Source organism: Akkermansia sp. JRP_AM1 (assembly GCF_049262625.1).
Lineage (GTDB): Bacteria > Verrucomicrobiota > Verrucomicrobiia > Verrucomicrobiales > Akkermansiaceae > Akkermansia > Akkermansia massiliensis.
In genome coordinates this window covers 1922595-1948532 of the sequence record NZ_CP118234.1, presented here as the reverse complement: position 1 = coordinate 1948532, position 25938 = coordinate 1922595, and the positions used below count along the sequence as shown (strand labels likewise).

Below are 25938 nucleotides of genomic sequence, written 5' to 3'. Positions count from 1 at the left end.
TAAAGAAAATGCGCTGACGCAACAATCATTGCCCCTTTTTCTTCCGGGCCGGATCAGGCCCCCATCATGCGGAGGAGCGCAAACATCCTGTCACCGATTCCTTTGCTCCGACGGACGGCCAACAAGCCGTCCCTCCCCTCCGGAAAGATAAAAAAGCCGTGCCGCTGTCAGACAGAGGCACGGCGGAAAATTCAGATCACCGGGGGTTAGTACTCCACCAAGGGGGCATCCTTCCACAGGGTGTCCATACCGTAGAATTCGCGCGTTTCCTGCCCCATGATGTGAACCATCACGTCAATGTAGTCCACCACGGACCACAGCGCCACGGGCGTGTCTTCCACATAGGTGGGGAGGGCGCCCGTCTTTTCCCGGACGGATTCTTCCAGCTCCCGGATGACGGCGCGCAGGTGGGGGACGGACAAGCCCGTGCACACCACCATGAAATCCGTCAGGGAAGACATGCCGCGCAGGTCGTACACCCGCACATTTTCAGCCTTGGCGTCATCCGCGGCGCGGGCGCACATCCTGGCCAGTTCCATCGCATCGTTGGCTACCATAATTGATTCGTTTCTATTGGATTATTTCTTCTCTTCGCCGTCCTTGCCGTACTCCTCCACGGGATTGTAGGAAAAGGGGTCCTGCTCCGTCTGGCCGCTCTCCTTCTTCCGTTCCTCCGCGTCCTCCGTGCGGTCTTCTTCGGCATCCTTCTTCACGGAAGAACCGGAATCACCCTTCCCGGGCTGCTCTTCCACCTCCGAAGGCATGGGAGGCGGGGTCACCTTGGCGGGAGGATTCTTCATTTCCCCGTATTCCAGAATGTCCATGACCTGGGAGCCTTCCAGCGTTTCAAATTCCATCAGGGCTTCCGTCAGCATGTCCAGCTTGTCCCGGTTCTCCGTCAGGATGGTCATGGCGCGTTCATACGCGCTGTCCACCAGGAAGCGGACTTCCGAGTCAATCAGTTCCGCCGTGGATTCGGAATAATTGCGGGATCGCGTCCCCAGGTCGCGGGCAATGTACACTTCCCCCTGGTGTTCGCCGTATTCAATCAGCCCCAGTTTCTCGCTCATGCCGAACTCGCACACCATGCGGCGGGCCAGGCTGGTGGCGCTCTTGATGTCTCCGGTAGCTCCGCTGGTCACGTCGCCAAAGACGATTTGTTCAGCGCAGCGGCCGCCCATCGCCACGACGAGCTGGTCAAGCATCTCGGACCGGAGCTGGTGCATCTTGTCGTCCGAAGGAAGCCACATGGTCATGCCCAGGGCTCCCCCACGGGGAACGATGGTCACCCGGTGCAAAGGTTCGCTGTGCGGGGTCTTCAACAGGCAGATGGCGTGTCCCGCCTCATGCACGGCGGTAATGCGGCGCCCGCGTTCATTAATCGCCAGGCTGCGGCGTTCGCGGCCCCAACTGACCTTGTCGCGGGCTTCTTCCAGTTCCGCTTCCGTAATCTCCTTCAATCCCTTACGGGCGGCCAGCAGGGCGGCTTCATTGATCAGGTTGGCCAACTGGGCTCCGGAGAAGCCGGCCGTGCCGCGGGCAATGCGCGCAAAACCGACTCCGGGAGCCATTTTCACCTTTCTGGCGTGCACCTGGAGGATTTGTTCGCGCCCCCGGACGTCCGGAAGGTTCACCACCACCTGCCGGTCAAAACGGCCCGGACGGAGCAGCGCCGGGTCCAGGATGTCCGCACGGTTGGTCGCCGCAATTACGATCACATTGGAGTTGTTTTCAAAACCGTCCATCTCCACCAGCAGGGCGTTCAGCGTCTGCTCCCGTTCGTCATTGCCGCCCCCCATGCCGTAGCCGCGCTGACGGCCCACGGCGTCAATTTCATCAATGAAAATCAGGCTGGGGGCCGTTCTCTTGGCTTGCTCAAACATGTCGCGCACGCGGCTCGCGCCCACGCCCACGAACATTTCCACAAAGTCCGAACCGCTGATGGAATAAAAAGATGCATTGGATTCCCCGGCGATGGCGCGTGCCAGCAGGGTCTTGCCCGTACCGGGAGAGCCCACCATCAGCACGCCGCGGGGAATGGTGGCGCCCAGGTCACGGAACTTTTCCGGATTGCGCAGGAATTCCACCAGTTCCCATACCTCCTCCTTCGCCTCGCTGATGCCGGCCACGTCCTTGAACGTCACCTTGTTCTTGTCCGGGGCGATGAGGCGCGCCCGGCTCTTGCCGAAGCTCATGGCGCCCCTGGCCCCGCCGCTCTGCGCGCGGAACATGAAGAACAGGATTACCAGAATGAGCACGATAGGCAGCAGGTTCAGCAGAATGCCGCCCCAGGAGCCGGACTCGCGCTTGAACTTCGTATCCGGCCCCAGCAACTGTTTGACCCGGTCTCCCTGGAATTCCAGGGTAAAAGGCACTTCCACGCGTTCAAAACGCTGCTTGTCCACGGAGGCGTCCCCCGTGGCAGCAGGCCAGATGCGGGTGACAATCTGGCCGACCAGCACGTTCTGGTTCCCGTCTTCCGCCAGGACAAGGCCCTCATTTCCGCCCGCGATGCGGCCTTCCAGAGCCAGGCGGTTGAACTCGGGCACGGAAAGCTTCTGCGCTTCTTCAGGAATAATGGAAACATTTTTCCCCGCCTCCGTCCGGTACGGGCTTTCCACCATCCTGTAGCCGGAAAGCTCGTTCAGCAGAGGCTTGTCCCGGTCCGGCAGGGACATGGAATAGGACAGCACGAAGGGTTTCATTTCCACCTTCGGCTGGATGTCCTTTTTATAAACCAGCGCATGGATGACGCCTTCAGAGCCGTTCTCGCTCAGCACCACTTCCACGGGGGCCTTCGGATCGTTCAGCACCACGCGGCCTGCCTTGTACTGGGCTTCAAAGGATTCCAGGTTTTCCTTGCGGGGCCCCAGTCCAAAGGATTCCGGGGTGAAAAATCCGAACGCGAGGACGCCTGCAATGAGAAGAACCATGACCCACACGCCCCAGTTGGGGGATTCGGGCTTTCCGGAGCCGGGAAATTTGGGAGGACGAGGAGGACTGGGTGGCATTCTGTCAGACATAATGTGGTTAGCACACAGAAGTTAATGAATCGGGCGGCATGATACGCGAGTCCTTGTAAAATAAAACTTTTTTCCGAGACATGCCATACAGCCGGCGCAGGATGGAACCGGACCGTTCCGGGCCCGGAAGCGCCTTCCGGCAATGAGGCAATAGACAGCGCGGGATTCAGTCCCGTTTCCTTTTTCTGCGTCGTCCCTCGTGATTCGCGCTTTCCCCGTTCATGCGCTGCTGGAGGCGGCGCTTCCACTGGGGCATCTTTTCCGCCGTTTCCGCCGGATGAAAGCCGCTCCCCTTCCGGCTCTTTTCCTGCCAGGCGCTCTCCTCCTGCGCCTCCAGCCGTTCCCGCCGCCGCTGTTCCTGAATTTCCGCCAGTTTCCTGGCGCGCCGGATTTCCACCCGCTTGCTCACCTCCCCGTGGGCGGAGGTCACGCGCCACGGGCCGATGCGGTGGGGATACGTGATGGGCGCGCAGATCAGCTCCGCATCCAGAAACCGCATGGAGCCCACCAGCAGGTTCTTGACGTTTGCCAGCAGGCCGCCGTCCGTCCAGACGCCGCCCATGCCCATTTCCAGCAGAAAAGCCAGGTGAAGCGTTTCCGCCTCCGAGGCCAGAATGGAAAAATCCCTCAGGGAAATGCCCTCCGCCGGCTCTTCATGCGGGGCGGCCACGGAAGCGGCCCGGAGAAGAAACATCGTATCCCGGACCTTGCGGCTCAGGGCGCAGACCAGTTCCCCCACCTTGGGACGGGCGTCAAAACGGTAGTCCTTCACCTCCACCAGCCATAAATCCCGGCGTTCCGGATGATACAGCAGGAAGTCCATCTCCTTGCACCCCCCGCAGAAATTCTGCGCCTGCCGGGCATAATAGTCCGAGCATTCAATGCGGCACACGACGTAGCCTTCATCGATCCAGAAACGGTGGACTCCCTCCACGTAATGAGCTTCTGACGGCTTATGACTCATAGCTCAGCTTCAAATACCTGTCCGCCTGCTCGATTTCCGCTTCAAGAGATTCGATAGGCCCCACATCCTCCAGGGATTCCCCCAGGTCACCTTTACCCCGGAGCGGTCTCCCCGCGGCACGCTCATCCCGAAAAACTTCCTCTGCACCATGGCATTGCGGGGTTCGGAAAGCTGAATCATCAGCTCCCGCAGCAGGAACAGGCTGTGGGAGGACAGAATCACCTGCACCCCCGTCTTGGCAAGCCCCGTCAGGGTTTTCACCAGCACGGGCAGATGGGAGGCGTTCAGGTTCATTTCCGGCTCATCCCAGAACAGCACGGACCCTCTTTTCACGGAACCGTTCCGGATCAGGTAGCTCAGCGTGCCCAGCCTTTTGAAGCCCTCCGCCACCAGGCTCATCTCGATCGGCTGCTGTCCGGGACGCTGCAAAAAGAACCGTCCGTCGCGCTTCACCACCTCCCCGCCGATGATCTTCTCCAGCCTGGCGACCACGCGCCCGGCGTCCGTGCTGATAGGTTCCGCTGCCGCATCCACGTCCAGGTAACGGCAGAGGTCCCAGCTCCCCCGTCCAGGAACTCGGGGAACCTGCTCCCCACCTGTACAAAGCTCGGGTAAATGGTCAGAACCTCCCGCGCCGCCAGGAACACCACCGGCACGTTCAGGAAGCGTTTGGGCATCTCCTGAATGCTCAGCCCCTCCTCCTCATGCCCCGCCTGAAAATCAAACACCAGGTTCCCCATGCCTTCCGGCACCCCGTCCCCCTCCATGGAGGCCTCCACATGGGCATGGGCGTTCCCGCGGTTCCGTGCCGTCAGCCCGGCCAGTCCGCGGGACGCGAAGACCCGCATCAGGTCCTTCCGGAGCCGCTGTTCCTCCGCCCATTTCTCCGGCAGGGACTTCCTGCCCCCGTCCGCGCTCCACTTGGCTACGGTATAGCACAATTTCAGCAGATGGCTCTTGCCGGAATCATTGCCGCCCACCACCACATTGATTCCGGGGACAAACTCAAAATGTTCGCTCCCGGGAAACACCGTCACGCCGCGCACCAGTAGGTCATGTATCATACCGTTCCCAATGTAGCACAGAAGCGCATGCCGTAAATTACAAATGCCGCCAGCTTCCGTCACCGGGAAGCCTTCCGGAAAAGCAGCGGAAAACCGGGATGAAGGAAAAAGATTGCCGCCCGGCTCCGTCCACGCTTTTCCAGAGCCTGTCTCCCGGAAAACGCAGAAAAAACGCCTGCTCCCGCCCTCCGCCGCCTTTCCCCCCGCCCAAGTCCGCATACACCCGGAAGGCGGCGCATTTTAAGCTTCCCATTGACGGACGCCTTATTAAAGTAGTCCGCATGAGCGCACAATGGACCACCGCCAGGGAATATACGGATATCAAGTATGAAACAACGGACGACGGCAGCATCGCGAAAATCACGATCAACCGCCCCCAAGTCCGCAACGCGTTCCGTCCCCAGACCGTGCATGAAATGCTCAACGCCCTCAACGCCGCGCATGAAGACCCCAAGGTGGGCGTGGTCATCCTGACCGGGGAAGGCCCTGACGCCTTCTGCTCCGGCGGCGACCAGAAAGTGCGCGGAAATGCCGGCTACATCGGTGAAGACGGCGTGCCGCGCCTGAATATTCTGGATGTGCAGCGCACCATCCGCACCATGCCCAAGCCCGTCGTCGCCATGGTGGCCGGCTACGCCATCGGCGGTGGGCACGTCCTCCATGTCGTCTGCGACCTCACCATCGCCGCGGACAACGCCAAATTCGGCCAGACGGGCCCCAAGGTCGGCTCCTTTGACGGCGGTCTCGGCTCCTCCTACCTGGCGCGCATCGTGGGCCAGAAAAAGGCTCGGGAAATCTGGTACCTGTGCAGGCAGTACGACGCGCGGGAAGCGCTGGACATGGGACTGGTCAATACCGTGGTGCCTCTGGAAAAGCTGGAAGAGGAAACGCTCTCCTGGTGCCGCCAGATGCTCCGGCACAGCCCCCTGGCCCTCCGCTGCCTGAAAGCCTCCCTGAACGCTGACTGCGACGGACAGATGGGCCTGCTGGACCTGGCCGGAAACGCCACCCTGCTCTACTACATGAGCGAGGAAGCGAAGGAAGGCAAAAACGCCTTCGTCGAAAAACGCGCACCCGACTTCTCCAAATTCCCCAGACTCCCGTAACCCCTCCGCACCATGTCCCCCAACTCCGACAACGAAGGCGCCACCCGGAACGGCTCCGCCGGCAGGGAATCCCTGCACGACCTGCCGGAACATGAAAACATCGTGGAACATTTCTACGATCCGGAGGAACAGGCCGGCCAGGAGAAACCCGTCCGTGAAAAAACGCCCTTCTCCCTGATCGGCAATCTTATCTTCCTGTTCACCATAGCCATTCTGGCGGCTATTTCCTGGCTGATTTATTCCTCCTGGAGCCCGCAGAACACGGCTGACCTGCCCGGCTTCCGCCAAAAGGAAAACGCTCCGGACATCCCCAAAATCCTGAAACAGGCCATTAACAGGGACGCCTCCGTTTCCTTTTCGGAAGAAGACATCAACCGCTACCTGGCCTCCTCCGTCCATCCGCAGCAGCACGGAGCCCTGGCCATCTTCGCCACCAATCCGGCGGTAGGCATCCGGCTGCACGGCGGCAAGGAACAGCCGGACGGCGCCATCGGGGAAGGCTGCATGGAAATCATCATTGAACGCTATACGGGCATCGACTCCCGCCAGACGATTTCCCTGTTCCTGACGCCCTTCCAGTCCATGGACCCGCACAACTACATGGCGGTGCAGACCCGCTTTGAATTCTACAATGACGAGACTCTGCCGGGGGGTATCCACGTGGGTGGCACCATCGGCAGCCTTTCCGTCCCCCAGGGCTACATGATCTTTCTCCTTCCCGCATTTGAAAACCTGCTCCAGGCCTATCTGCCGCTCATCCACATGATTGAGGAAAGCGGCATGGGCATCCACATCAGTGAAGGCAGGCTGAACCTGACGCCTCCGCAAAAACGCACGCTGTAGCGGAAATCCGCAGGGGTTCCGCAAGGGCCAAACACCAAAGCTCAAAGGTCCTATTCAAACCTTTGTCTCCGGCATTTAGTTTTTCTCCAAATCCCTGACCATCAGGGTCATGTATTCTTCCGGCCAGGAATGGGTAATCTGCCCGGCGTCATTGAAGACCGCCACCAGGCGAATGGAATCCCGCCCGTCCGAAAGCACCAGCACGGTTTCATCCTTTTCAAAATCGTAACGGGGCTTGCCGAGCTTGAAGGCGGCATTCCTGCGGTCCGTTTTCAGCCACGTGCGCGCCTGTTCCATCGTCATTCCCCGCAGGGCGCGGGCATCCTTGAAAACGCGCCGCGCCGCATTCATGGCCGCAGGGGTGGAAACCACCATGCTGTTGCGAAACGGACGGGTTTCCCACATGCGGTCAATGTCACGGTCCAGCGCGCCGCCCATGCCTCCGGAAAGGAAAAACACGGCTGCGGGCCAGACCAGAAGAATACCTACTACCCAAGCCGTCAACCGTTTACGGCTCCTGGAAAGCGCCGCGATGCCCTGGGCTATTTTCCCCCATTTTTCCACCAGTTCCTCATCCGCATGCCCGAACAGGAAATTCACCTGCCTGCGTTTAATGCCGTTCCGCAGTTCCGCCACCGTCCTTCCCTTCTCCGGAGCCAGGTCCTCCAGCGTGGGGCTTCCCTCTACAAAATGGCGGAAGATTTTAGGCCACAGCACGGGAACTACCGCAAACCGGATCGTCAGCAGAACCAGACTGCCCACCAAACAGCCGCTCACGAACAGAACGTCAAACGGGCGGCTGAAAAAATAGTCCGGATTCCACATCCAAATAAAAGGCGCGGCCAGATAAATCCCCAGGGAAAACAGGCACCATGACCAGACAATGGCGGAAAAACGGCTGACCGCCACGGCCACCCCCAGCAGGAACAAAAAGGCCCCCAGGGCGATTCCCCACGGGAACGCCCCGTAAATGGCGGCCGGAAAAGCCAGAATCATCAACGCCATGCCTACGGGCTGCCGAACTTTTTGCATGTCCGGACCGTAACACAAGCCTTTGAAGGCATCAAGAAAGGAAGGCACCGCAGTCACACAGGGCCGCTCCGCCTTCCCCTTATTTCAGCCAGCCGTACTCCATGATGAGCGCCGCTTCCACTTCCGCATTCTTGGCGGCTTCCGCATCCAGATTCTCATGCATGGTTTTAATATCCTTCCTTTGCGCCAGATATTCCTTGCCTGATAAAGCCATCCTGGACTTTTTAAACTCAATTTCCTTCAAAATGACTTTCTTCCAGATTTCAAATCTTTTCCTGCTCTCCATCAGCGCGGCCACCTTGATGCGCCTCTGCTGCAAATCCATCACAACCTTTTTCTGCATCAGATCATGATTTTCCTTGGCCGTCTTGTATTGGAACCAGGAGGTCAGCCGGGTGTCCAATTCTTCACGCAGGCTCATATTCACCTGCATGTCTCCGGCGCCTGCAAAGAACCCCTGGTAAGTGCCGCCCGTACTGGAAAACAAGGTAGGGCTGTAAAAATTAATATCCACGGACGGGAAAAACTTCATCTTGGCATTTAAAACCTGCAACCTGGAAGCTTCCAATTCCATGGCTACCATGGTCACCACCAGCAAATCCAAATGGCGGGAAGCACTCTTGTATTTCCTCCAGTCCACCCTGGGCATCGTTTCAGGCCTGACGAGCCACTGGGCATCCATATTCCCCATGAGGACAGCAAATCCCTGGGAAATTTCACTCACTCTCTTCTCCCAGTCATCCTGGATCAATTTCTTCTGAACTCCATCATCGTCATAGGGCACGGCATCCAGCCGGTTCTTATGGCTGACACATGCATTCTGATAGGAAAGTACCTGCCGGTACAACCTGGACACCAGCTCCCTTTTTTTCATCTCCAAGGTTTTCCGGGCCGTATAAACGGCGGATTTGGCCGAATAATAATCAAAAGGTATCTGCGTCAGGGACGGCATATTAAACAGAATATTGGTATTATACTCTACATCCTGCGCTGTTACACGGGTCAGCTCGCTCAGCTCTTTTGTCAGCATCCAATCCAGGTTCACGCCCGGAATGACCTGGGTATACACGCTGATAACAGAACGTTCCGTAGCCCTGAGAGCCTGTTCCGAGCGCTTCAAATCCAAATTTCCCTCCATCATGACGGCCATTGCCGTATCCCATGAGATTTCCCTCCGGGGCAGTTCGTCCCAGTTGGGGATGGCAGCCATTTTATCCATCAGCTCCACCGTTTTTCTTTCCATGTGCTTATCCACGGAACAGGAAGTACATGCAACGGCGCAAATACAGAAACCCAACAGAGTCCTCCACCGAGCCACCCTGAATGGACTCCAGAAAAAGCTGCAAACCGAGGAGAAAAGGAGCATACTGGTGCCCGTTTCATAACTTCTGCCTCTGAAAAGTCAAGTACCAACACAGCAGAACCGGGAAAAGGAGGAAGGGGGAAGATCAGCAATGGCAAGCCGAAATCCTCTTCCATCCCCTTTCTGAAAGGGGTTCCATTTTCCAAATTTCCTTCCTTGACAAATCATAGGAAATACTACAATCTCCTTCAATAAACATTATCTACAGTTATTTGTTATGCTCCCTCTTTCCCAGAAAATCTCCCTGGCCTGCTGTTCCCTTGGACTTCTCTTTTTGACGCAATGCGGCGGAAGCAGCAGTAGCGGCGGCAATGCCCCCGATACCCTCAACGGTACCGTATTATCTATCAGGCTGGGAATAACGGCATCGGATTTCCCGAATATTTTTGAACTGATCACCGCCACCAACGGACAGTCCAGTCTTCAAACCCGTGGACAGAATATTGAAGAATGGAATGGCTCTCCAACCGTGATTTACCACAAGACGGGCAATAATGCAGCTACTCTGAACCTGCGCTGGATTGCAGGGAAAAACAATACTACGGCATATTCCATGGACCTCCCTGCTCTGGAATTTGACCAATCCACCCATGCATCCGTAGGCGGCGAAGGAGGAACGCTTTCACGCCAGCCCGCAGGACAAGAAATGCAAACTCTCAATGGCGTCAGTGCAGACGTTACCATTACTTACAGCAACTAATCATCCCTTTCCGTCTTACTCATATAATTTCAATATCCTCCATCTATATGAATACTCGTTTTTGCATCATGGCATCTCTGCTCCTCCCCTCCTTTTTGTGCACGTCCGTGCTCACAGGTTGCGGGGGCTCCAGTAAAACGGAAGAAATCTATATTCCTGTCGGAACAGCCCGCAATGTAGAAATCTCCCTGGAAAACAACCAGGTATATACGGTTGCCTTTGACGTTGTTTCCACACACAACGCCAACATCTATTCCGGAGAGAGCGCGGAGCCCAGTGTCGCGTCCATGCACGTCAGAGGCTATGTTCCCGCTGATGACACCGCCGCTGAAATAGCTTTTTACTGGTACACCAACAGAGCCGGTGAAGAGGCCTTCCCCTGCTACTTGATCATGACCGACGTTAAAAATGTAACCAAAGGCACAGGAACCGCTACATGCGCCCTGTCTGATCCCTATTTTGCCGATCCTGCCGTTACCGACCGGCCCGGTACTCTGACGAAATTCAATAAATAACCAGAATTCATTCTCTGACTTTTAAAGGCCTGCGGACTTCCTCCGCAGGCCTTTTTGTATCAAAAAACCGCATTTCCAAACGAAGGAGGAACAATTATTTACCCCCCGGCATGGGGCATGAGCACTGCTTACTTCAACACTTTCCCAATAGGGCGATAGGCAGAGAAGGCAACCGGCACGGAAGAAAGCAACACACAGATCAAAAGTGAAACTCCCAAAAGCCACAAATCCTGCCGTATGTCCGCATACGTCAACACCGCATCGCCCAGCTTGAAAATTCTCCCAGGACAATCTTTTGAGTCTTCATGAAGGCCCATACAGCTCCGGCATAAGAAATTCCTATCAGGAATATGTTCTCCACAATAAATGTCAGCACCAGCAGAGCCGGACGCACCCCAAAACTTTTCATCAATGTATAGACATACTCGTTCTGCCGGAATTCCATAGACGCCAGGGCAATCAGAAGAATGCCTACAATAACCGCAATACCGATAGAAAAACCGGTCCGGCATTCCATCTGGTTGCTCATCAGCACTTCCAACCTCTTCAACATGCTCACATGAGTCTGAACCATCGTCATGCTCCCGTCATAGCGCACCATATTATTAAGCGTTTCCTCAATATTCTGGATATTGTCCGCCGTCATCTCATGAACCCTGATTACATACCGGTCATTGCTTATAGGGGCCTCCTGCCCGGTATTGAAAGCTCCTTCCGGAGCCAGCACCACTCCTGAAGGATATAATTTCCCTAAAAGGTGGTTCTCCGGCAACGGGGATGCATTCAATGAAAAGTCAAAATCCCCGATGACAACTCTGCACGGTCCCGGATGCAGGGAACTCCTGTCCGGGTGAAACAAAAGGACGACAGGCACTTCCTCCAGCCCCAAATCAGCAAGATAAAAGCAGGACTCCATATTGTATTCCAGAATGGGGAAAACCGCCTTTCCCACACGGGCGAATCCCGCGGGAGCATCTTTTAACGCCAGGACGTCGCAGCCATACAAGGAAGGCAATTCATGCTGAAGCAAATTCCTTTTGGAAGGTTCACCGTCGCGCACGGTATCAAGGACTACAATCAGATCAGCCCCGTTTCTTTTGATCTCATCATGCAGCATCTTTGCAGAGAGAACATAATTCGCAAGAAACGAAAGGGCGCACAGGGAGAGGAAAAACGCTACCAATACCCGGGAAAGCGGGCTGGCGGGCCTTTCCCTCCACCGGTGCAGAGTATCCTTAAAGAGATACAGGCTGATTAAAATCAATGATTTCATGAGTCAGGTCAAAGAGCCGGGAATCATGCGTGCTTAAAATGCATATCTTATCGGACGGGTATTCCCTGATCAATTTCTTGATGATCTCCGTATTGCTGTCATCCAGACCGGAAGTAGGTTCGTCCAGCAGCAGAATATCTGAATCCTTCATCAGCGTACGGGCCAGAGCCGCACGCTGGGCCTGTCCGCCGGACAGGCTGCCCGCCTTCTTGTGACGCAGGGATTCCAATCCCAAACGCTCCACGAGGTCGTCCACTCTTTGTGTCCACTGTTTTTTAGGCAGCATGGCCATCTCCGCACACAATTGAAGATTCCTCTCCACCGTAGCCAGAGGCAGCAGATTGATCCCCTGAAACATGTAACTTACTTCCTTCCTGCGATAAAGAGCATCAGTGAGAGAACGCCGGCCGGGAGCAAGAACCTTTCCGCGCTGGGGTTTCAGATAACCGGCCAAAAGTTTCAGCAGCGTGGTTTTTCCGCATCCGGAATACCCTTTTAAAATAGTGATTCCAGATGAAAAAAGCCTACTGTAGTTTTCAAAAATCCATTGCTTTCCCGAGTAGCTGAAATAAACGGATTCACATGCCAATTTCATTTTTTCCGTACAATCAATTCCGTTTCTCCATTTACAATCAGCTCCATATCCGGATGCGTTTTTTCAAGCAGTTCCTGCCAGGAGGAACATTTCCTTCCTTCCGGACTGGAGGCCAGCAAAACCTTATTGAGACGAATCACCTCTCCGGAAGGAGAATAATAGAGCCTGGCCGTGCAATTGGAACCCAGCATGGCGTGAGCCCGGTCATGATCCTTTGGAGACAGGCGGAAAAAATAAGCCAGTAAATCCCCCCCGCTGGAAGTGTTTTTCTCTACACGCTTGAAAGCAAAGTTCCCCCGCAGCATGGAACCGTCACTCATGGGAACAGCCAGATATAATGATTCCGGCGGCAGCCTGGTCAAATCAGGATCCGCTATGGAAATGGTAATATAATAGGCGGAATCATCACAAACGGTAGCAATGGCTGCCGCCGCATCCAGATACAGGGATACGCTGTTGTCCCGCGGGAAGGAAAACTGGTACTGCAGCTTGCCGTCAAAGGGCATTTTAAGGATGTATTTTTCCTCTTTCTTGCTGAAGTCCAATCTGGCCTTGTCCCCCACCATGGCTAATTCCTTTTTGGTCAGTTCAATCTTGTCCTTCAAGGATTTTTCCGCCCGTTGGCCGCCTTCCGGCTGTTTGCTGGCATACTGCCTTTCCTCCCTGGACAGGGAAGAATAAAATTTCATTTCTTCCAATTGTTTCTCCAATTCGGACAGTTCCTCCTCCTTGGCGATACGGTCTTTTAAAATCTTGACCTCCAGCTCCCTCCGCTCCATCTCAATTTCATCCTCATTGACCGTAGCAATGATGGTATCCCGCCGAACGCGGCCGTCCGCCGGAATCCAGTTGCTGACGATGCCGTCCGCCGGCATGCTAAAAGAACGTATCCTCTCAGGGACGACCTTGGCCCTGAATACATTGATGTAGCAGTCCCTGGCTGTTTCCGGAACTTCTTCTTGAACGTTCGGAACAGTCTCCGTTCCGAAGCCATGCGGCAAAAAAGACGCCAGCATGCATGAAAATGTCACCAGGCATAATTTTCCCCAATTTTTCAACATATTTCCTGCAAAAAAAAGCGCGGCCATCCTTCACGAACGACCGCACTTTGAATATAAAAACTGTGACTCATGGGCCACTCAATTACCGGTAGGATAATAGAACACCGTGCCATCCGTTCCCGCCCAGGGGTTCCCGGCAACAATAGCTCCTTCTCCGTCCTGAATGCCGCTCACGAACGAAACGTTGCCCGTACACGTACCCTCGGCCGTTTCATACTTTGAAGAGGTATTGAATGTGATGTCCATGTTCACCTGAACGGAGCCGTAGAAAATCACCACAATCGGACCAGGCAAAGTGACCTGGCCCTGAGCAATCACGAAGTTGCCCACCAGAGAAGCTTTTTCCGCAGTCGTCCTTCTGTACACCATGTGAGTCGTGGCGGGAATAGAAGTACCGGCAGCGGCTCCCTGAATCTTCGCCAGAGGAAGGTCGGTATCATTGCCATCCAGCTGGATGATGAGAGAGGAGGCGTTATCCGGGTTCACCTGATCCGTAATCGGCACTACCATATTCAGCCTGCTGCCTGAGGGAAGACAGGTTCCTTCTCCACTATCGCCGCTGCCTCCGCAGGACAGGAGCCCGGCAGACACTGCCGCCAGAGACAAAAAGGAGAGAGAATACTTGTTAAATACACGGGCAAACATAATGGAAAATGAGTTTTTTTCAAGATAGTGATTCTTGGGAGAACGTCAACAAAATAACTGCATTGATCTGCATCTTCATGCTGTTCCGCGGACTCAAAGCCCCCGGGGAAAAGAACGGACGGCCTGGTTTATCTTCCCCAGCACATCAAAACACGCGAAATACGGAACCCCCTCTCCGCATCTTCCAGCAGCGTTCATGCATAAGCAGCATCATCTTATGATCAACCTACCTGACCTTTTCCAAACGCCGCTTGAGCACGCGCCCCGTGATGAAGAGGGGGGCCGCCCCCATCAGGAACAGCAGCAGGGAGTCCTTCCAGGGGGTAGGCACCGTTCCTTCGTCCGCGCTGTAGCCGGGATCGTCCGGAGCCTTCCCGTGTTGCCCCACGGCAGGGGCTGGCGGCGCGCCAGGAAAATTTCCGGGCGGTCCAGCGTATCACGGCTGACGCGCTGGATTTCCGCGGATTCATCCAGCATTACAATGCGGTCATTGACGTAAAAGGATTTAACGGAGGGCTTGCCCTTCCCCTGCTGTTCCAGTTCCGCAATCACCTGCCTGTAGTTTTTCTCATAGCCGTTGACCGCCGCCCTACGTACCCGCCGGACCGCGGCCTTGGCCTGTTCCGGATCGTCCGCCCCGATGGCGGCTATGTGCAGGAGCGCCATCTTGAGCAGCTTGAATTCCTCAAATTCTCTGTTGTCCAATTGGGGCTGCTCCTTGAGCTCGTCCACTTTCTCCTGAATGGTTTCACGCTCCCTTTCCCATACGTTTTTGGAGGCCTGGTCCACCACCATCGTTTCAAAGGAGTAGCGCAGGGGGCAGAATTCCGCCACCAGCGGCACGCGGCCCGGCTTGAGGCGCCCGTGTTCATCCGTGCGGTGGGCGGACCACGGGATGAACTGGTTCATTTCATCAAAGTGGACAATGGCCCCGGCCATCAGTATCTGGGGAATCAGCAGCAGGGGCACCATATTGAGAGCCGCGCGCTCCGTTTTGGCAAAGACGGAGACCAGCAGGGACAGGCTTACGCCGATGAAGGCCGTCAGGGTCATCGTCCCCAGGTAGATCAGGAACATTTCATGGATTTCCAGGATGGCGTTCCCCACCCACAGGAAGAGGGCGGACTGCACGGCGGAAAGCCCCGTCAGCACCAGCGCCTTGGCGAGCACGTAACCGGTCACGAACACCTTGGCGTTGCTCTCCCGCTTGAGCAGGGCGCGGTCCTTGAGCACTTCGCTGGCCGCCCCGGTCAGGCCGAAGAACATGGCCACGATGGTCGCCAGGAACAAATAGGAAGGTATGTGAAGGGCGGTGGCAAACGTGTATTCCGGGCTGGAAGAGGCGCGCAGGGTCAGGGAAATCAGCAGGGCCAGCACCGGCCCTTCCAGCAGCATGGTGTACAGCCCCATGCGGCTCCGCACGCGGCCCAGGAAGGTGCGCACGGCCCAGATGCGGAAAAGCCGCCAGAGCTGCATCACGCTGCGCCGGGGGCAGGCGGGAATTCCAGCGTGCCTTCATACAACGTTCTGGGCGCCCCTCCTTCATGGTGGTGCCCCATTACGTTGCGGAATCGGTAGCCTTCAAAGCGCTCCTGCCACAGCCGGGGGTGCTGCCGCCTGCGGCGGTCATGCCAGGAAAGGGGGGCCTCCAGCACTTCAAACACGTAGTCCGCGCCGCCGGCCGTCCGCGCCTCCTCGGAAACGTCAATGGCCATATCCACGGCCGCCTTCCGGAAATAGCGCATCATGCCCGGCACGTCCCCCCAGTAGGCCATCTGGCCGCCGTGGTCCAGCACCAGCACCTTCTGGAACTGGTTCAGGATGGCCGTGCTGGGCCGGTGCATGGTGGCGATCACCATCTTGTCACGGCTCATGTTCAGCATGGTCTGCATGACCAGCTTGGCGTCGGAGGTGGAAAGGCCGCTGATGGGCTCGTCCAGCAGGAAGACGTCCGCAATGCCCGCCAGGTCAAGCCCCAGGTTCAGGCGCGTGCGCTCTCCGTCGGAAATGGTGCGCGCATTCATCTCTCCCACGCGACGGGAGGCGATGTGCGTCAGCCCCAGGAATTTCAGAATGGCGTTCACCCGCCTGACGCGCTCCGACCGGGTCAGGCGCGGACGGCGGATGATGGTGGCCTGGGCGATGTGCTCGGAAACGCTCATGGCCGCATCCAGAATGTCCTCCCGCGGAATGAAGGCGATGTAGGGCCGGATCAGGTCCGGAGCGCTGTACAGAAGCTGGTTGTTGTAACGGATGCAGCCGCGCGTGGGCGGAAGCTGCCCGGCCAGCATGGAGAGCAGCGTGCTTTTTCCGGATCCGCTGGGGCCCAGGATGCAGACCATCTCTCCGCGCTTCACGGTCAGGTCAATGTTGTCCAGCACACGGCCGGAACGCATGAATTCCTTGGTCACGCCCTCCACGCTGAGGGTTCTGATGGCGTGGTATTCTTCATCCAGCACCCCGGCGGAAAAACGGCAGCGCAAGGCGTGATAGGCGTTCAGGTGCACCACGTCCCCGTCGCGCAAGGAAACCCTTCCCCGCACGGGCCTGCCATTGAGCAGCAGGGGCATGGAAGCCTCCACCACTTCCAGCCAGCCGGAATTGGTGGCGCTGGAAAAGGAAACCTCCAGCACCACTCCGGCGGCCAGACCCGGCGTCAGCAGCATGTCCCCCTTGCGCGCCTTTTCCGGCAGGTTGGTTACGCGCAGCTTGCGGGTCCCGGGGTCCAGGCGGAAGCGGCGTCCGATGTCCGACATGGAGTTCTGCACCTCCCCCATGGAAAAAGGCCCCTCCCCGTCCAGCGTGAAGGAGGAATAGTAGGCCATGCGCACGTTCTCACCGGGGTACAGGCGCCGCCCGTCCACCACGAATTCCACTTCCGGCCTCAGAACCTCCACCCTGCACGCCAACCCCATGTTCACGCGCACCTCGCTGGCCCGTGAACGCACCCGGCTGATTTGCAGGGCGCCGTTGTCCAGGGAAATATAGCATACTTCCTGCTTGCCGGAACGCTTGCAATCCAGGAAGAACGCGAAGTCTTCAAAGCTTAGCGGACCTGACGGCAGCAGCACCACCTGCCCGTTGGTCAGCGGCATTACCCCGCCGGGCGGCAGGTGGCGGCCGCGCACCACAATAGGCCTGGAGCCGTCATTCACCACCAGCACCAGGCGCGAACACCGGATCAGGCGGAAGGAAATGCCCTTGTCCTGTTCCGGCAGGGATACCTCCGCACCAATGCCGGAGGAAAAACCGACGCTGTACGCCGGCTCCTGGGCCTCCACGTCCGGCGTCATCAGAAGCTGCCTCAAGTGGTTTGCCGTACCCGGCAGTTCCAGGCCGTACGTCACCTGGTCAAACAGCTCCCCGGTCATGCGGGGGTCTCCCGTGTTGATGAGCAGGGAAAGCACTTCCAGCGCAATCGCCATACGCTCCGTCTCGTCCCTGCCGGAGGCGGCGGAAGCCAGCACATCCGCCACCGTCAGATTGGCCCGCATGGAACGCTCGAAACGGTTGGAAAGCCAGCGGTGCTCCACTTCCGGGAAGGTGTAGCGCAGAATGTCCAGCGCGGCATCCGCGTCGCGCGCGCTCAAGTGGCGGCGCCCGCTCAGAATGGTAGCAAACAGGTCCACCAGCGTGCCGGCATGCACTTTCATGGAACCGTCGTCCCGGCGCAGCCACGGCACGTAGGCGCCCAGCGTCCTGACCAGATTCAGCCTCCAGTGAATCAGCTTGGAGGGTATGTCAAAAAACCATCGGATCATGCCAGGGAACGCGTTGCCGGAACCAGTAGTACAGGGATTCCCGGCCTACCTCAAGCGCAACCGGAATTTCACGGAGAAATGACAATATTTTCTACAGCTTTATCTTGCAATAGGTCTGGAGGAAGTATAGTTCTGTCCAATGTTCATGCTTTCCATGCGAAAGCGAGCCAAATACATCAACATTATCACAACATGGATATTTTAGTTTCTACTCTTTGTGACTTCGCCGCCGACTACCAGGGCAAGCTTTGCATCCAGGGCGGTTTTGACTCCCTGGTCGCCCGTCAGTTCCCCGTCGTGCACCCCGTCTGCGCCGTTGCCCTGCGCATCTGCCTCACTCCTGAAGACGAAGGCACCCACGAACTGGGCCTGAGCATCGTTGACGCCGACGGCACGCCGCTGGACAAGGAACGCATGCCCATCAAGATCAACTTCCCGGTGCCCGCTTTCCCGGAAGGCGTCTCCTTCTTCACCCGCAACCTGATTATGAACTTCCAGGGCCTGCGCTTTGAAAAGCCCGGCAACTACTCCATCGACCTGACGGTTGACGGCGAACTGGCCTCCCGCGTGCCTTTCCGCGTGGTGCAGGTGCAGGAAGAAGCTCCCCAGGCCTAAGAATAATCTTCTTTTTCATCAAACCGCCTCCCGTTCACCCGGCAGGCGGTTTTTTGTTGGGGTGCATGGAGCCCCCGTCTGCCCGAAGGAGGGAGATGAAAACCACCGGTTCCATGTTCCCATGAAAGCCGGTTCGCTCACAAAGCCTTCCCCCGGGAGCGGAGGTGGCTTTCCGGCCTTCGTACTGAAAAGCTTTTCAAAGCGGAACCTAGGCTCATTTTTCTCTTTTACTAACCGGACATGGCTATGAGGGCCGGGAGTCCCTCTTTCCCGGGAGAGCGCAGGCAGGCTTTCGCCGGGTGGGGAAGCGCCATGGTTGGCGCAGCCCTCTTTTCTCTTTGGAAAGAAAGGAGGTGCGCCTTTTTTGCGTTCTCCAGCCCCCTTTTTCATTGCGGTTCCCCACCGGATTGACCATGATACGAACCGCTCCCACCCGCCATGCAAACCCCACGCCTCCAGTACGACAGGATTATCATCACGGGCGCATCGTCCGGATTCGGGGAAGCCTTTGCCGGAACGCTGGCCCCTCATGCGGCGGAACTGGTGCTGATTGCCCGGAACGGGGACGTCCTGCGCCAGCTTGCCGCCGCGCTGGAAAAACGCCACCCCGGCCTGCGCGCCTCCGTCTTTCCCTGCGACCTGGCGGATGAAGCTTCCCTGGACACGCTCGTTTCACATCTGGACAGCCTTCCTCCGGGCAGAACCCTGCTGATCAACAATGCGGGAGCCGGGGATTACGGAGAATTCGCGGACGGCCGCTGGGAAAAAATCCGCGCCCTGCTGCGCCTGAACGTGGAAAGCCTCACCCGCCTGTGCCATGCGCTGATCCCCTCCATGAAACGGAACGGCGGGGACATCATCAACCTCAGCTCCCTGGGAGCCCTCCTGCCCATTCCGGATTTTGCCGTTTATGCGGCCACCAAGGCTTATGTTTCCAGCCTGTCGGAAGCGCTGCGGCTGGAACTGCGCGAACACGGCATCCGCGTGCTGGCCGTCTGCCCCGGCCCGGTTTCCACGGGCTTCGGAAAAGCGGCCCGGCGCCCCGGCTTTACCGGAAACATGATGCCGGGCCGCAACGCCTTTGATACGTCCGTTGAAACCGTCGTGAAAGACAGCCTCCGCGCCCTGTCCCGCGGGCGCGCACGTGTCTTCCCCGGCATGAAGATACGGCTGGCGGCCCTGCTGTTGAGCATTGCCCCGCTGGGGCTGATCCGCTTTTTCATGGGCAGGCGCCCGCGGAAAGTCCAGCCTGCCCCCAACGATTCACCTTCTTCAGCATCATGAAAGCACACCGCCGCGGAACACCCCGCCTCACCTGGTTCAAGCTTGCAGTCTGCATCTGCCTGGCAGCCATGGCGGCATCCCTGTTCACACCGTATCCGGCCCAGATTATCCGGGCCCTGAAAGGGGAACCCGAACAGGCGCCCCCGGATTCCGGCGCCTATCCGCCGCATGAATCCATCCCTGCGGAACAGCCAGGGCAGGAAGAGCCTGCGCCCCCCTTACTCCATCCGTTCCCGGAAAGGAACCTGAAGATTCACGGCTGGCCACGCCTTGGACGCCGGAGCGCACGATTGCCCTCCCCCCGGTGCAGTATCCCCCCTTCCCGCCCGTCCTCCCCACGAAGCCCGCGGAGGGAGCCATGACGAATATCTACGAACTGGCACGCGGCCTGAACCTGAAAACGCAGGTCAATTTCCAGCCCGGCACCCTGGCTTCCAGGGACAGGGAGACTAAAAGCAATTACCAGATGACCCTCACCCTGAACGTCAAGCAGCCCAAGGCCCTGACAAAGAAGGAGGACATCCTGAACATCAACCCCAAGCTGGGAACCATGCTTCCCGGCCTGTCCACCCTGTTCAAGCATGCGCGGGTCTCCCCCTATTACGGGCAGATTTACGTCCGCAAGCAGACGGAAATCCGCAAGAACCTGGCCTCCCTGCTCAAGCTCCTGGACCGCCATAATTACTACGATACGGAGACGATTCTGGAAACCACCTATCCGGATACGGGCAGAAAACTCCTCTGGCTACAGAGTGAAATGGACGTTGTTTCCGACGGTTCGGACGGGGACCGCCTGTCCACCATGCCGGATAAAATCCTGAAAAGCTCCTTCTACCAGCCCAGCACTTCCTACCGCTGGAAGAAGCGCACGGACAAGCCCAATCCCCTCCTCAAGCCCTGGCAGCAGAGGCTGGCTTCCTACAAGAAGACGCTGGAAAAAGCCTCCGCCGCGGAAAAACCGGCCCTGCGCCGCAAGATAGACCACGCGGAACGGGTCATTGAAGAATTGAAGCGCTACAGTTTCCTGATCTCGGAATACGATCCGTTCATCGTGGTCCCGCTGGGAGTGGTCAACCAATCCTCTCCCTTTTCCCCGCAGTTCGGGGATTACGCCGTCGTCATCGTGGGGGACAAGTTGTACCCGGCCCTGGTGGGAGACGCCGGACCGCGCTACAAGACGGGGGAAGGCTCCCTGCGCCTGAGCCGTGAAATCAACCCCAAGGCGGGGCCTTACAGCCGCCCCGTTTCCGACCTGGTAGTCAGCTACCTGATCTTCCCCGGTTCCGCGGATCCGGAAGCCGGACCGCCCGACTACGAGAAGCTTACAGCCAAATGCCAGGAGCTGCTCCATGACATCGGCGGCATGGGAAAGGATTTCAAGCTCCACCAGTGGGAGGACCTGCTGGCGCCCAAGCCGCCGCCCGCTCCCCCGCGCCCAAACAAGGGAGCGGCAATCCTGCGGAAACATCCGCGAACGACCAGAAGAAGGCGGATGCCCCGACGGAAAATCCGGCCCCGGCAGCCTCCCCTGTCACTCCGCCCGCTCCGGAACCCGGCAAAACCGCCGCGTAGGCTACAGGGCTTCCTTCCAGGAAAAGAGAAAGGCCTTCCACATGCGGGAATGAACGGTCCCGCGCGTGATTTTTACCTTTCCTGTTCCCGGCTGTTCCTGCCGTTGGAGCAGTTCCAGCGTATCCAGCCCCAGCCATGCGGGCAGTACGGTGGAAAAACGCAGCCGCCCGTTCCGGAGGGATTCCGCATAAAACACGCCTTCCTTCAGCCAGCGTTCTGCCCGGTCCAGCCACGGCTGAACATCGGAAGTAGGCAAATAGCTTCTTCCACGGGAGAGGTCTTCCTCCCGGTCGCGCAGAATGTTCACCAATTGCAGCCCCATGCCGTAGTGCCTGCCCCAGCGTAAAAGCTGGTCCTCCGGCTGCGTGCTGAAGCCTGATCCCAGCGCCAGCAGGCCCAGCCTGGTCCAGAATTCTCCCACGCAGCCGGCCACCATGTAGGTATAATGCTCCAGTTGTTCGGGACATGAAACCGAGGAACGGGCTTCAAAATATTCCAAATCCCACGCCTGCCCCTCCACAATGGTGGACAGCACCTGCCTCACGAGCATCTGCTCACGGGGGAAAGGGCTTCCAGCAGCGCCAGGCATTCTGGAAAACGGGCCAGCAGCTCCGCCTCCCCCCGGTGCGTCTGGACGGTGGAAAGAATGCCCAGACGGCCAAAACAGGAGGCGGCGGCCTCCCGGGAGGCGTCCCCGGCTACCGTCGCGCCCATCATCCTCAGCAGCGCCAGGCGTTCCCGGCAATCCATGTCCACGGTATCCGCCACCGTATCCGTAGCGCGCGCCAGCAGATAGCCCACGGCCACGCCGGGGCGCATCTCCCGGGGCAGGAAGCGCATGCTCAAATAAAAGGACCGGGAAACGGCGGACAGAAGCTGACGAAGTCCTTTCATGATTTTTGCAGGCCCAGCCTGTGCATTTTATAATGGAGCACCCGTGGGGAAATGCCCAGTTCCCGCGCCGCTGCGGACATGTTGCCCGGAGAGCGTTTCAGCGCGGCCACAATCAATTCCCGTTCAAAGGAATCCACCATCGTCGGCAAGTCCGCATGATCCTCTCCGTCACGGGAAGACGGGGCGTCATGGCTGGGCATTTGGAGGGAGGCGGGCAGGTTGTAACCGTAAATGCAGTCGTCCTGCGCCGTGATGACTGCACGCTCCATGCAGTTTTCCAGCTCCCGCACGTTGCCGGGCCAGTGGTAGGCCATGAGCATGTTGATGGCTGGCGTGGACAGCCGCTTGATATCTTTCCCGTATTTCAGGTTGAACTTGGAAAGAAAGTGTTCCGCCAGCAGCATGATGTCCCCCTTGCGCTTGGAGAGGTCCGGCATGACGATGGGGAAAATGTTCAGCCGGTAGTACAAGTCCTCCCGGAATTTGTTTTCCGCCATCAATTCCTCCAGATTGCGGCTGGTGGCGGCAATGAAGCGCACGTCGGAATGAAGCTCCCTGTTGCTCCCCACGCGGGAAAAAGTCTTTTCCTGAAGAAAGCGCAGCAGCTTCACCTGCATCTGGAGGCTCAAATCCCCGATTTCATCCAGAAACAGGGTACCTCCGTCCGCCGCCTCCGCCCGGCCGATGCGGCGGGCGGTGGCTCCGGTGAAGGAGCCTTTTTCATGGCCGAACAACTCGCTTTCCAGCAGGTTTTCCGGCATGGCCGCACAGTTCAGCGTCACCAGCGGCTTGTCCTTCCTGCCGCTCAGGTTCACTACGGCGCGCGCTACCAGCTCCTTCCCCGTTCCGGAACTGCCCCGGATCAGCACCGTGGCGTCGCTGGGGGCCACCTGGCGTATCTGTTCATACACCTGGAGCATGGGGCGGCAGTTGCCGATCAGTTCGCCCGGATTGGTTGTTAAAAGCTGGCGCAGTTTCTCGTTCTCCGCCATCAGGGCCGCCCGTTCCTCATGCGCCTGCAGGCTGGCCGCCAGCGCGTCCCCCACGATGTTGCCCACAATCTCCAGCAGCTTCTGGTCCCGTTCCAGGTCCGTTTCCCTGTCCACGGGACGGTCAATGCTCAGGGTGCCGATCACCTGCTGCAAATGAATGATGGGCACGCAGATGAACGCCACCTTTTCCCCGCTCTTGCGGGTACGGGTACGGTTCAGGAACCTGGAATCCCGGGAAATGTCCTCAATCACATGGGGCCTCCCCGTTTCCGCCACATGGCCCGTAATGCCCTCCCCCACATGGTAATGGCCGCGCTTCATCTCCTGCTCGTCCAGGCCGTGGGACGCTTCTATCATCAGATCGTTCCCGCGGCGGATGGTGAAGGTGCCGCGCAGCATCTTCATGCGGCGGTAGAGCACGTCCAGAATATGCCGGAGCAGCGCCGTGCCGTTGCGTTCATTGACAATGGCGGAGCTGATTTCCTGCAGCACGACCATTTCCAAATCCGGTGACTTGTTTATTTCATTCATGAAGTCCGGGGCTGGGCGAATATTAACCGTACGGTCCTGGCAGACCAACTACTTTTTCTTCCACCGTCATGCAGCCGGGGAAAAAGCTGCCGCGGGAAATGCAGATAACGTTCTAGTACTTAACTTTGATGTTGTTATGAACGAAGGAGAAAAGAAGTTTACAAAATTGTAATGCATGGCGCCTCTTTCCTCCCGTTTCACATGCCCACGTCTCCGCCGGACTCCCTTTTCATCATTTCCGTGATGACCTGGAACAGCGCGTTGCGGTACAGGACGCCATCCAGCCGCCCGGTATTTTTCCAGACCACGGGAAAGGCGGGCAGATGGGTCTGTTCAAACAATTTCAGGGCATCCGTCAGATGGGTGCCGGCATCCAGCACGGGGGCGCCCGCGCGGATCAGCTCCCCGGCGGTGGGAGGAGGGCTCTTCCCCTTTTCCTCCATCTGCCGGCGGACAGCCAGAAAGTCATCCGGATAAATGGCACCCTCATAAGTCCCGTCCTTTTTCACCACAAAAATCAGGTCTCCGGGATTCCGCAGCATCAGGGAGGAAACGTCGTCCAGGGAAGCGTCCGGCGCCACCTGGGGCACCACATGGCGAGCCAGGTCATGCACATGGACCTGCGCCATGGGCAGGTTGACCACGGACTCCGGACTGCCGGACAGGCTGGCGGCATACATGGACCGCGCGCGAATCAGCCGCCCCGTTCCATAAGCGCTCACCACGCCGATCAGGAGCGGGTAAATCATTTCCCCGCTCATGGAGAACTCCACCACCATCACCAGCGCGGTCAGGGGAGCCTGGGCCGCCACGGCAAAAAAGGCCGCCATCCCCACCATCGCATACGCCACCGTATGGTTGCCCTCCATGCCCAGAGACGTCAGGACCGTACTGAAAATAAACCCGACCATGCTTCCCACATACAGCGTGGGCGTCATGGCTCCGCCCACCGTACCGCAGCCGAACACGATCGCCACGGCGGACACCTTCACCAGAAGCAGGATAAACGCCTGCTGCGTGCTGTAATCTTCATCCACCAGCCCGGTAATCAGGGCCTGCCCGTTGCCCACCACCTCCGGATAAAAAACCGCCAGCACCCCCACAACCAGTCCGGCGGCCATCAGGCGCAGCGGCAGGAGGGACTGGCGGCCGTTCAAATACCTGGTAGCTACATCCAGCAGGCTGACCCATCCCCTGGCCGCCACGGCGGCCGCCACTCCCAGCGCAATGCACCACAGGGACTGGGAAAAGACGGTAAAGCTTTCAAACGGCGAACTGTACAGCGGGGCGGGATCCCCCAGCAGGTGCAGCATGGCGAACCCGGTGCAGGAGGCAATCAGCAGAGGCGCCAGAATATCCATGCTCACGGTGCCGATGATGATTTCACTCACGAACAGGCACCCGGCAAAGGGGGCATGGAACGCCGTGGTGAACCCGGCCGCCGCCCCGCAGCCGACCAGCAGCCGGAGCCGCGGAATGGATACGTGCAGCCGCTGCCCCACCGCGGACGCGATCAAGGCGGAGGACTGGATGATAGGCCCTTCCTTGCCGATGGCCGCTCCGGAAGCAATGCTCCATGCCGCGGAAAACACCTTCAGGGCGGACGCCCGGAATTTGATCAGCCCGTTTCCGATGGACATGGCCTCCATGTATTCCGTGGCCTGTCCCGGCATCCTTTTTTTCAGGAACAGCAGGATGCAGCCGGCCGCCAGGCCGCCCACCACCGGAATAAACATGCGCCACTCAGGCTCCACCTGGGAAAAGGTGCCTACGCGGGAATCCGACCAGATGCCCGTGAGCAGCCATTGAATCACTTCCACCGTCCACTCAAAAAACAGGGACATGCTGGCGCCCACCACCCCCACAATCACGGCCCACACGTAAGTGACCTGCCTTTCCCCCACCTTCCAATGATGGAACAGCCTTAAAATCCACCCGTACCAGACGGAATCCGGCGGCGGCTGGGGCTGGGGGGATGGAGAATTCATGGGCAAAGCGGCAATATTATTCCATTGTGACAAAAAAACGCCTCCGGATGTTCGATGCCGCAGAAAATACCTGCAGTGCTTCATCCGTGAAGGGCCGCAAGACGCGGAAGGCCGCTC

At 58.1% G+C, this 25938-nt stretch carries 25 protein-coding genes and 1 pseudogene; 9 read left to right on the top strand and 17 right to left on the bottom strand.

Annotated elements, in window-relative coordinates; translation table 11 throughout:
* Positions 1–206: 206 nt before the first annotated feature.
* The 5 genes from rsfS to PVA48_RS09200 form a co-directional block, all read right to left on the bottom strand.
* Entirely contained in the window at positions 207–557 is a 351-nt protein-coding gene (gene rsfS / locus PVA48_RS09220; RefSeq protein ID WP_022397751.1) for a ribosome silencing factor, read from the bottom strand.
* A 21-nt stretch (positions 558–578) separates the two neighbouring features.
* On the bottom strand, positions 579–3023 hold the full coding sequence (gene ftsH / locus PVA48_RS09215) for an ATP-dependent zinc metalloprotease FtsH (RefSeq protein ID WP_251827863.1): 2445 nt from the start codon (positions 3021–3023) through the stop codon (positions 579–581).
* 166 nt (positions 3024–3189) lie between these two features.
* Entirely contained in the window at positions 3190–3987 is a 798-nt protein-coding gene (locus PVA48_RS09210; RefSeq protein WP_102721885.1) for a hypothetical protein, read from the bottom strand.
* A 9-nt stretch (positions 3988–3996) separates the two neighbouring features.
* Entirely contained in the window at positions 3997–4479 is a 483-nt protein-coding gene (locus PVA48_RS09205) for an AAA family ATPase (RefSeq protein WP_423231632.1), read from the bottom strand.
* The gene (locus PVA48_RS09200; RefSeq protein ID WP_423231631.1) at positions 4437–5051 is read right to left on the bottom strand and encodes a hypothetical protein; all 615 of its coding nucleotides are present in this window, start codon (positions 5049–5051) and stop codon (positions 4437–4439) included. The genes PVA48_RS09205 and PVA48_RS09200 overlap by 43 nt, the downstream gene beginning before the upstream one ends.
* Positions 5052–5332: 281 nt before the next feature.
* Here PVA48_RS09200 and menB point away from each other — a divergent pair, with 281 nt between their 5' ends.
* Both menB and PVA48_RS09190 read left to right on the top strand, forming a co-directional pair.
* Positions 5333–6157, top strand: coding sequence for a 1,4-dihydroxy-2-naphthoyl-CoA synthase (menB, locus tag PVA48_RS09195; RefSeq protein WP_022397747.1), 825 nt, complete (start codon positions 5333–5335; stop codon positions 6155–6157).
* Positions 6158–6169: 12 nt separating this feature from the next.
* Positions 6170–7000, top strand: coding sequence for a hypothetical protein (locus PVA48_RS09190; RefSeq protein WP_022397746.1), 831 nt, complete (start codon positions 6170–6172; stop codon positions 6998–7000).
* A 75-nt stretch (positions 7001–7075) separates the two neighbouring features.
* Here the strand turns inward: PVA48_RS09190 and PVA48_RS09185 are convergent, their stop codons facing one another.
* Complete coding sequence (locus tag PVA48_RS09185) at positions 7076–8032, bottom strand: hypothetical protein (protein WP_022397745.1); 957 nt, start codon at positions 8030–8032, stop codon at positions 7076–7078.
* A gap of 79 nt (positions 8033–8111) precedes the next feature.
* Positions 8112–9287 (bottom strand): hypothetical protein, encoded by a 1176-nt coding sequence (locus PVA48_RS09180; RefSeq protein WP_146017875.1) that lies wholly within the window; start codon positions 9285–9287, stop codon positions 8112–8114.
* A gap of 382 nt (positions 9288–9669) precedes the next feature.
* On the opposite strand from PVA48_RS09180, the gene PVA48_RS09175 reads away from it, so the two are divergent.
* Positions 9670–10095: a hypothetical protein gene (locus tag PVA48_RS09175; protein WP_215709451.1), complete on the top strand. Its 426-nt coding sequence runs from the start codon at positions 9670–9672 to the stop codon at positions 10093–10095.
* A 47-nt stretch (positions 10096–10142) separates the two neighbouring features.
* Entirely contained in the window at positions 10143–10610 is a 468-nt protein-coding gene (locus PVA48_RS09170; RefSeq protein ID WP_146017874.1) for a hypothetical protein, read from the top strand.
* Between the two features lie 250 nt (positions 10611–10860).
* Here the strand turns inward: PVA48_RS09170 and PVA48_RS09165 are convergent, their stop codons facing one another.
* Positions 10861–11256 (bottom strand): hypothetical protein, encoded by a 396-nt coding sequence (locus PVA48_RS09165; RefSeq protein WP_423231630.1) that lies wholly within the window; start codon positions 11254–11256, stop codon positions 10861–10863.
* Positions 11257–11628: 372 nt separating this feature from the next.
* On the opposite strand from PVA48_RS09165, the gene PVA48_RS09160 reads away from it, so the two are divergent.
* The gene (locus PVA48_RS09160; protein ID WP_180971085.1) at positions 11629–11868 is read left to right on the top strand and encodes a hypothetical protein; all 240 of its coding nucleotides are present in this window, start codon (positions 11629–11631) and stop codon (positions 11866–11868) included.
* Here PVA48_RS09160 and PVA48_RS09155 read toward each other — a convergent pair.
* The 5 genes from PVA48_RS09155 to PVA48_RS09135 all read right to left on the bottom strand — a co-directional run bounded on the left by PVA48_RS09155 (position 11846) and on the right by PVA48_RS09135 (position 17945).
* A complete protein-coding gene (locus PVA48_RS09155; protein WP_022397740.1) occupies positions 11846–12478 on the bottom strand; it encodes an ATP-binding cassette domain-containing protein in 633 nt (210 codons plus the stop codon). The genes PVA48_RS09160 and PVA48_RS09155 overlap by 23 nt on opposite strands.
* Positions 12475–13494: a hypothetical protein gene (locus PVA48_RS09150; RefSeq protein WP_022397739.1), complete on the bottom strand. Its 1020-nt coding sequence runs from the start codon at positions 13492–13494 to the stop codon at positions 12475–12477. The genes PVA48_RS09155 and PVA48_RS09150 overlap by 4 nt, the downstream gene beginning before the upstream one ends.
* A gap of 123 nt (positions 13495–13617) precedes the next feature.
* A complete protein-coding gene (locus PVA48_RS09145; RefSeq protein WP_022397738.1) occupies positions 13618–14184 on the bottom strand; it encodes a hypothetical protein in 567 nt (188 codons plus the stop codon).
* A gap of 291 nt (positions 14185–14475) precedes the next feature.
* Positions 14476–15660, bottom strand: a complete 1185-nt coding sequence (locus PVA48_RS09140) for an ABC transporter permease (RefSeq protein ID WP_423232513.1) — start codon at positions 15658–15660, stop codon at positions 14476–14478.
* On the bottom strand, positions 15660–17945 hold the full coding sequence (locus tag PVA48_RS09135; protein WP_423231629.1) for an ATP-binding cassette domain-containing protein: 2286 nt from the start codon (positions 17943–17945) through the stop codon (positions 15660–15662). Before PVA48_RS09135 ends, PVA48_RS09140 begins: the two co-directional genes overlap by 1 nt.
* A gap of 192 nt (positions 17946–18137) precedes the next feature.
* Between PVA48_RS09135 and PVA48_RS09130 the strand changes: the two genes are divergently transcribed.
* The 4 genes and pseudogenes from PVA48_RS09130 to PVA48_RS09115 all read left to right on the top strand — a co-directional run.
* A complete protein-coding gene (locus tag PVA48_RS09130; RefSeq protein ID WP_102728484.1) occupies positions 18138–18560 on the top strand; it encodes a DUF6941 family protein in 423 nt (140 codons plus the stop codon).
* Positions 18561–18998: 438 nt separating this feature from the next.
* Positions 18999–19844, top strand: a complete 846-nt coding sequence (locus PVA48_RS09125) for an SDR family NAD(P)-dependent oxidoreductase (RefSeq protein ID WP_022397735.1) — start codon at positions 18999–19001, stop codon at positions 19842–19844.
* A complete protein-coding gene (locus PVA48_RS09120; protein WP_423231628.1) occupies positions 19841–20206 on the top strand; it encodes a hypothetical protein in 366 nt (121 codons plus the stop codon). The genes PVA48_RS09125 and PVA48_RS09120 overlap by 4 nt, the downstream gene beginning before the upstream one ends.
* A pseudogene (locus PVA48_RS09115) lies at positions 20203–21135 on the top strand (glycoside hydrolase family 75 protein); the annotation flags it as partial. The gene PVA48_RS09120 and the pseudogene PVA48_RS09115, both read left to right, overlap by 4 nt.
* A gap of 282 nt (positions 21136–21417) precedes the next feature.
* Here PVA48_RS09115 and PVA48_RS09110 read toward each other — a convergent pair.
* From PVA48_RS09110 to PVA48_RS09095, 4 genes are all read right to left on the bottom strand, one after another.
* A complete protein-coding gene (locus PVA48_RS09110; RefSeq protein ID WP_423231627.1) occupies positions 21418–21966 on the bottom strand; it encodes a phytoene/squalene synthase family protein in 549 nt (182 codons plus the stop codon).
* On the bottom strand, positions 21957–22310 hold the full coding sequence (locus tag PVA48_RS09105; protein WP_423231626.1) for a squalene/phytoene synthase family protein: 354 nt from the start codon (positions 22308–22310) through the stop codon (positions 21957–21959). The genes PVA48_RS09110 and PVA48_RS09105 overlap by 10 nt, the downstream gene beginning before the upstream one ends.
* On the bottom strand, positions 22307–23833 hold the full coding sequence (locus PVA48_RS09100; RefSeq protein WP_102728562.1) for a sigma-54 interaction domain-containing protein: 1527 nt from the start codon (positions 23831–23833) through the stop codon (positions 22307–22309). The genes PVA48_RS09105 and PVA48_RS09100 overlap by 4 nt, the downstream gene beginning before the upstream one ends.
* Before the next feature lie 197 nt (positions 23834–24030).
* Positions 24031–25821 (bottom strand): chloride channel protein, encoded by a 1791-nt coding sequence (locus tag PVA48_RS09095; RefSeq protein WP_180971086.1) that lies wholly within the window; start codon positions 25819–25821, stop codon positions 24031–24033.
* Positions 25822–25938 lie beyond the last annotated feature (117 nt).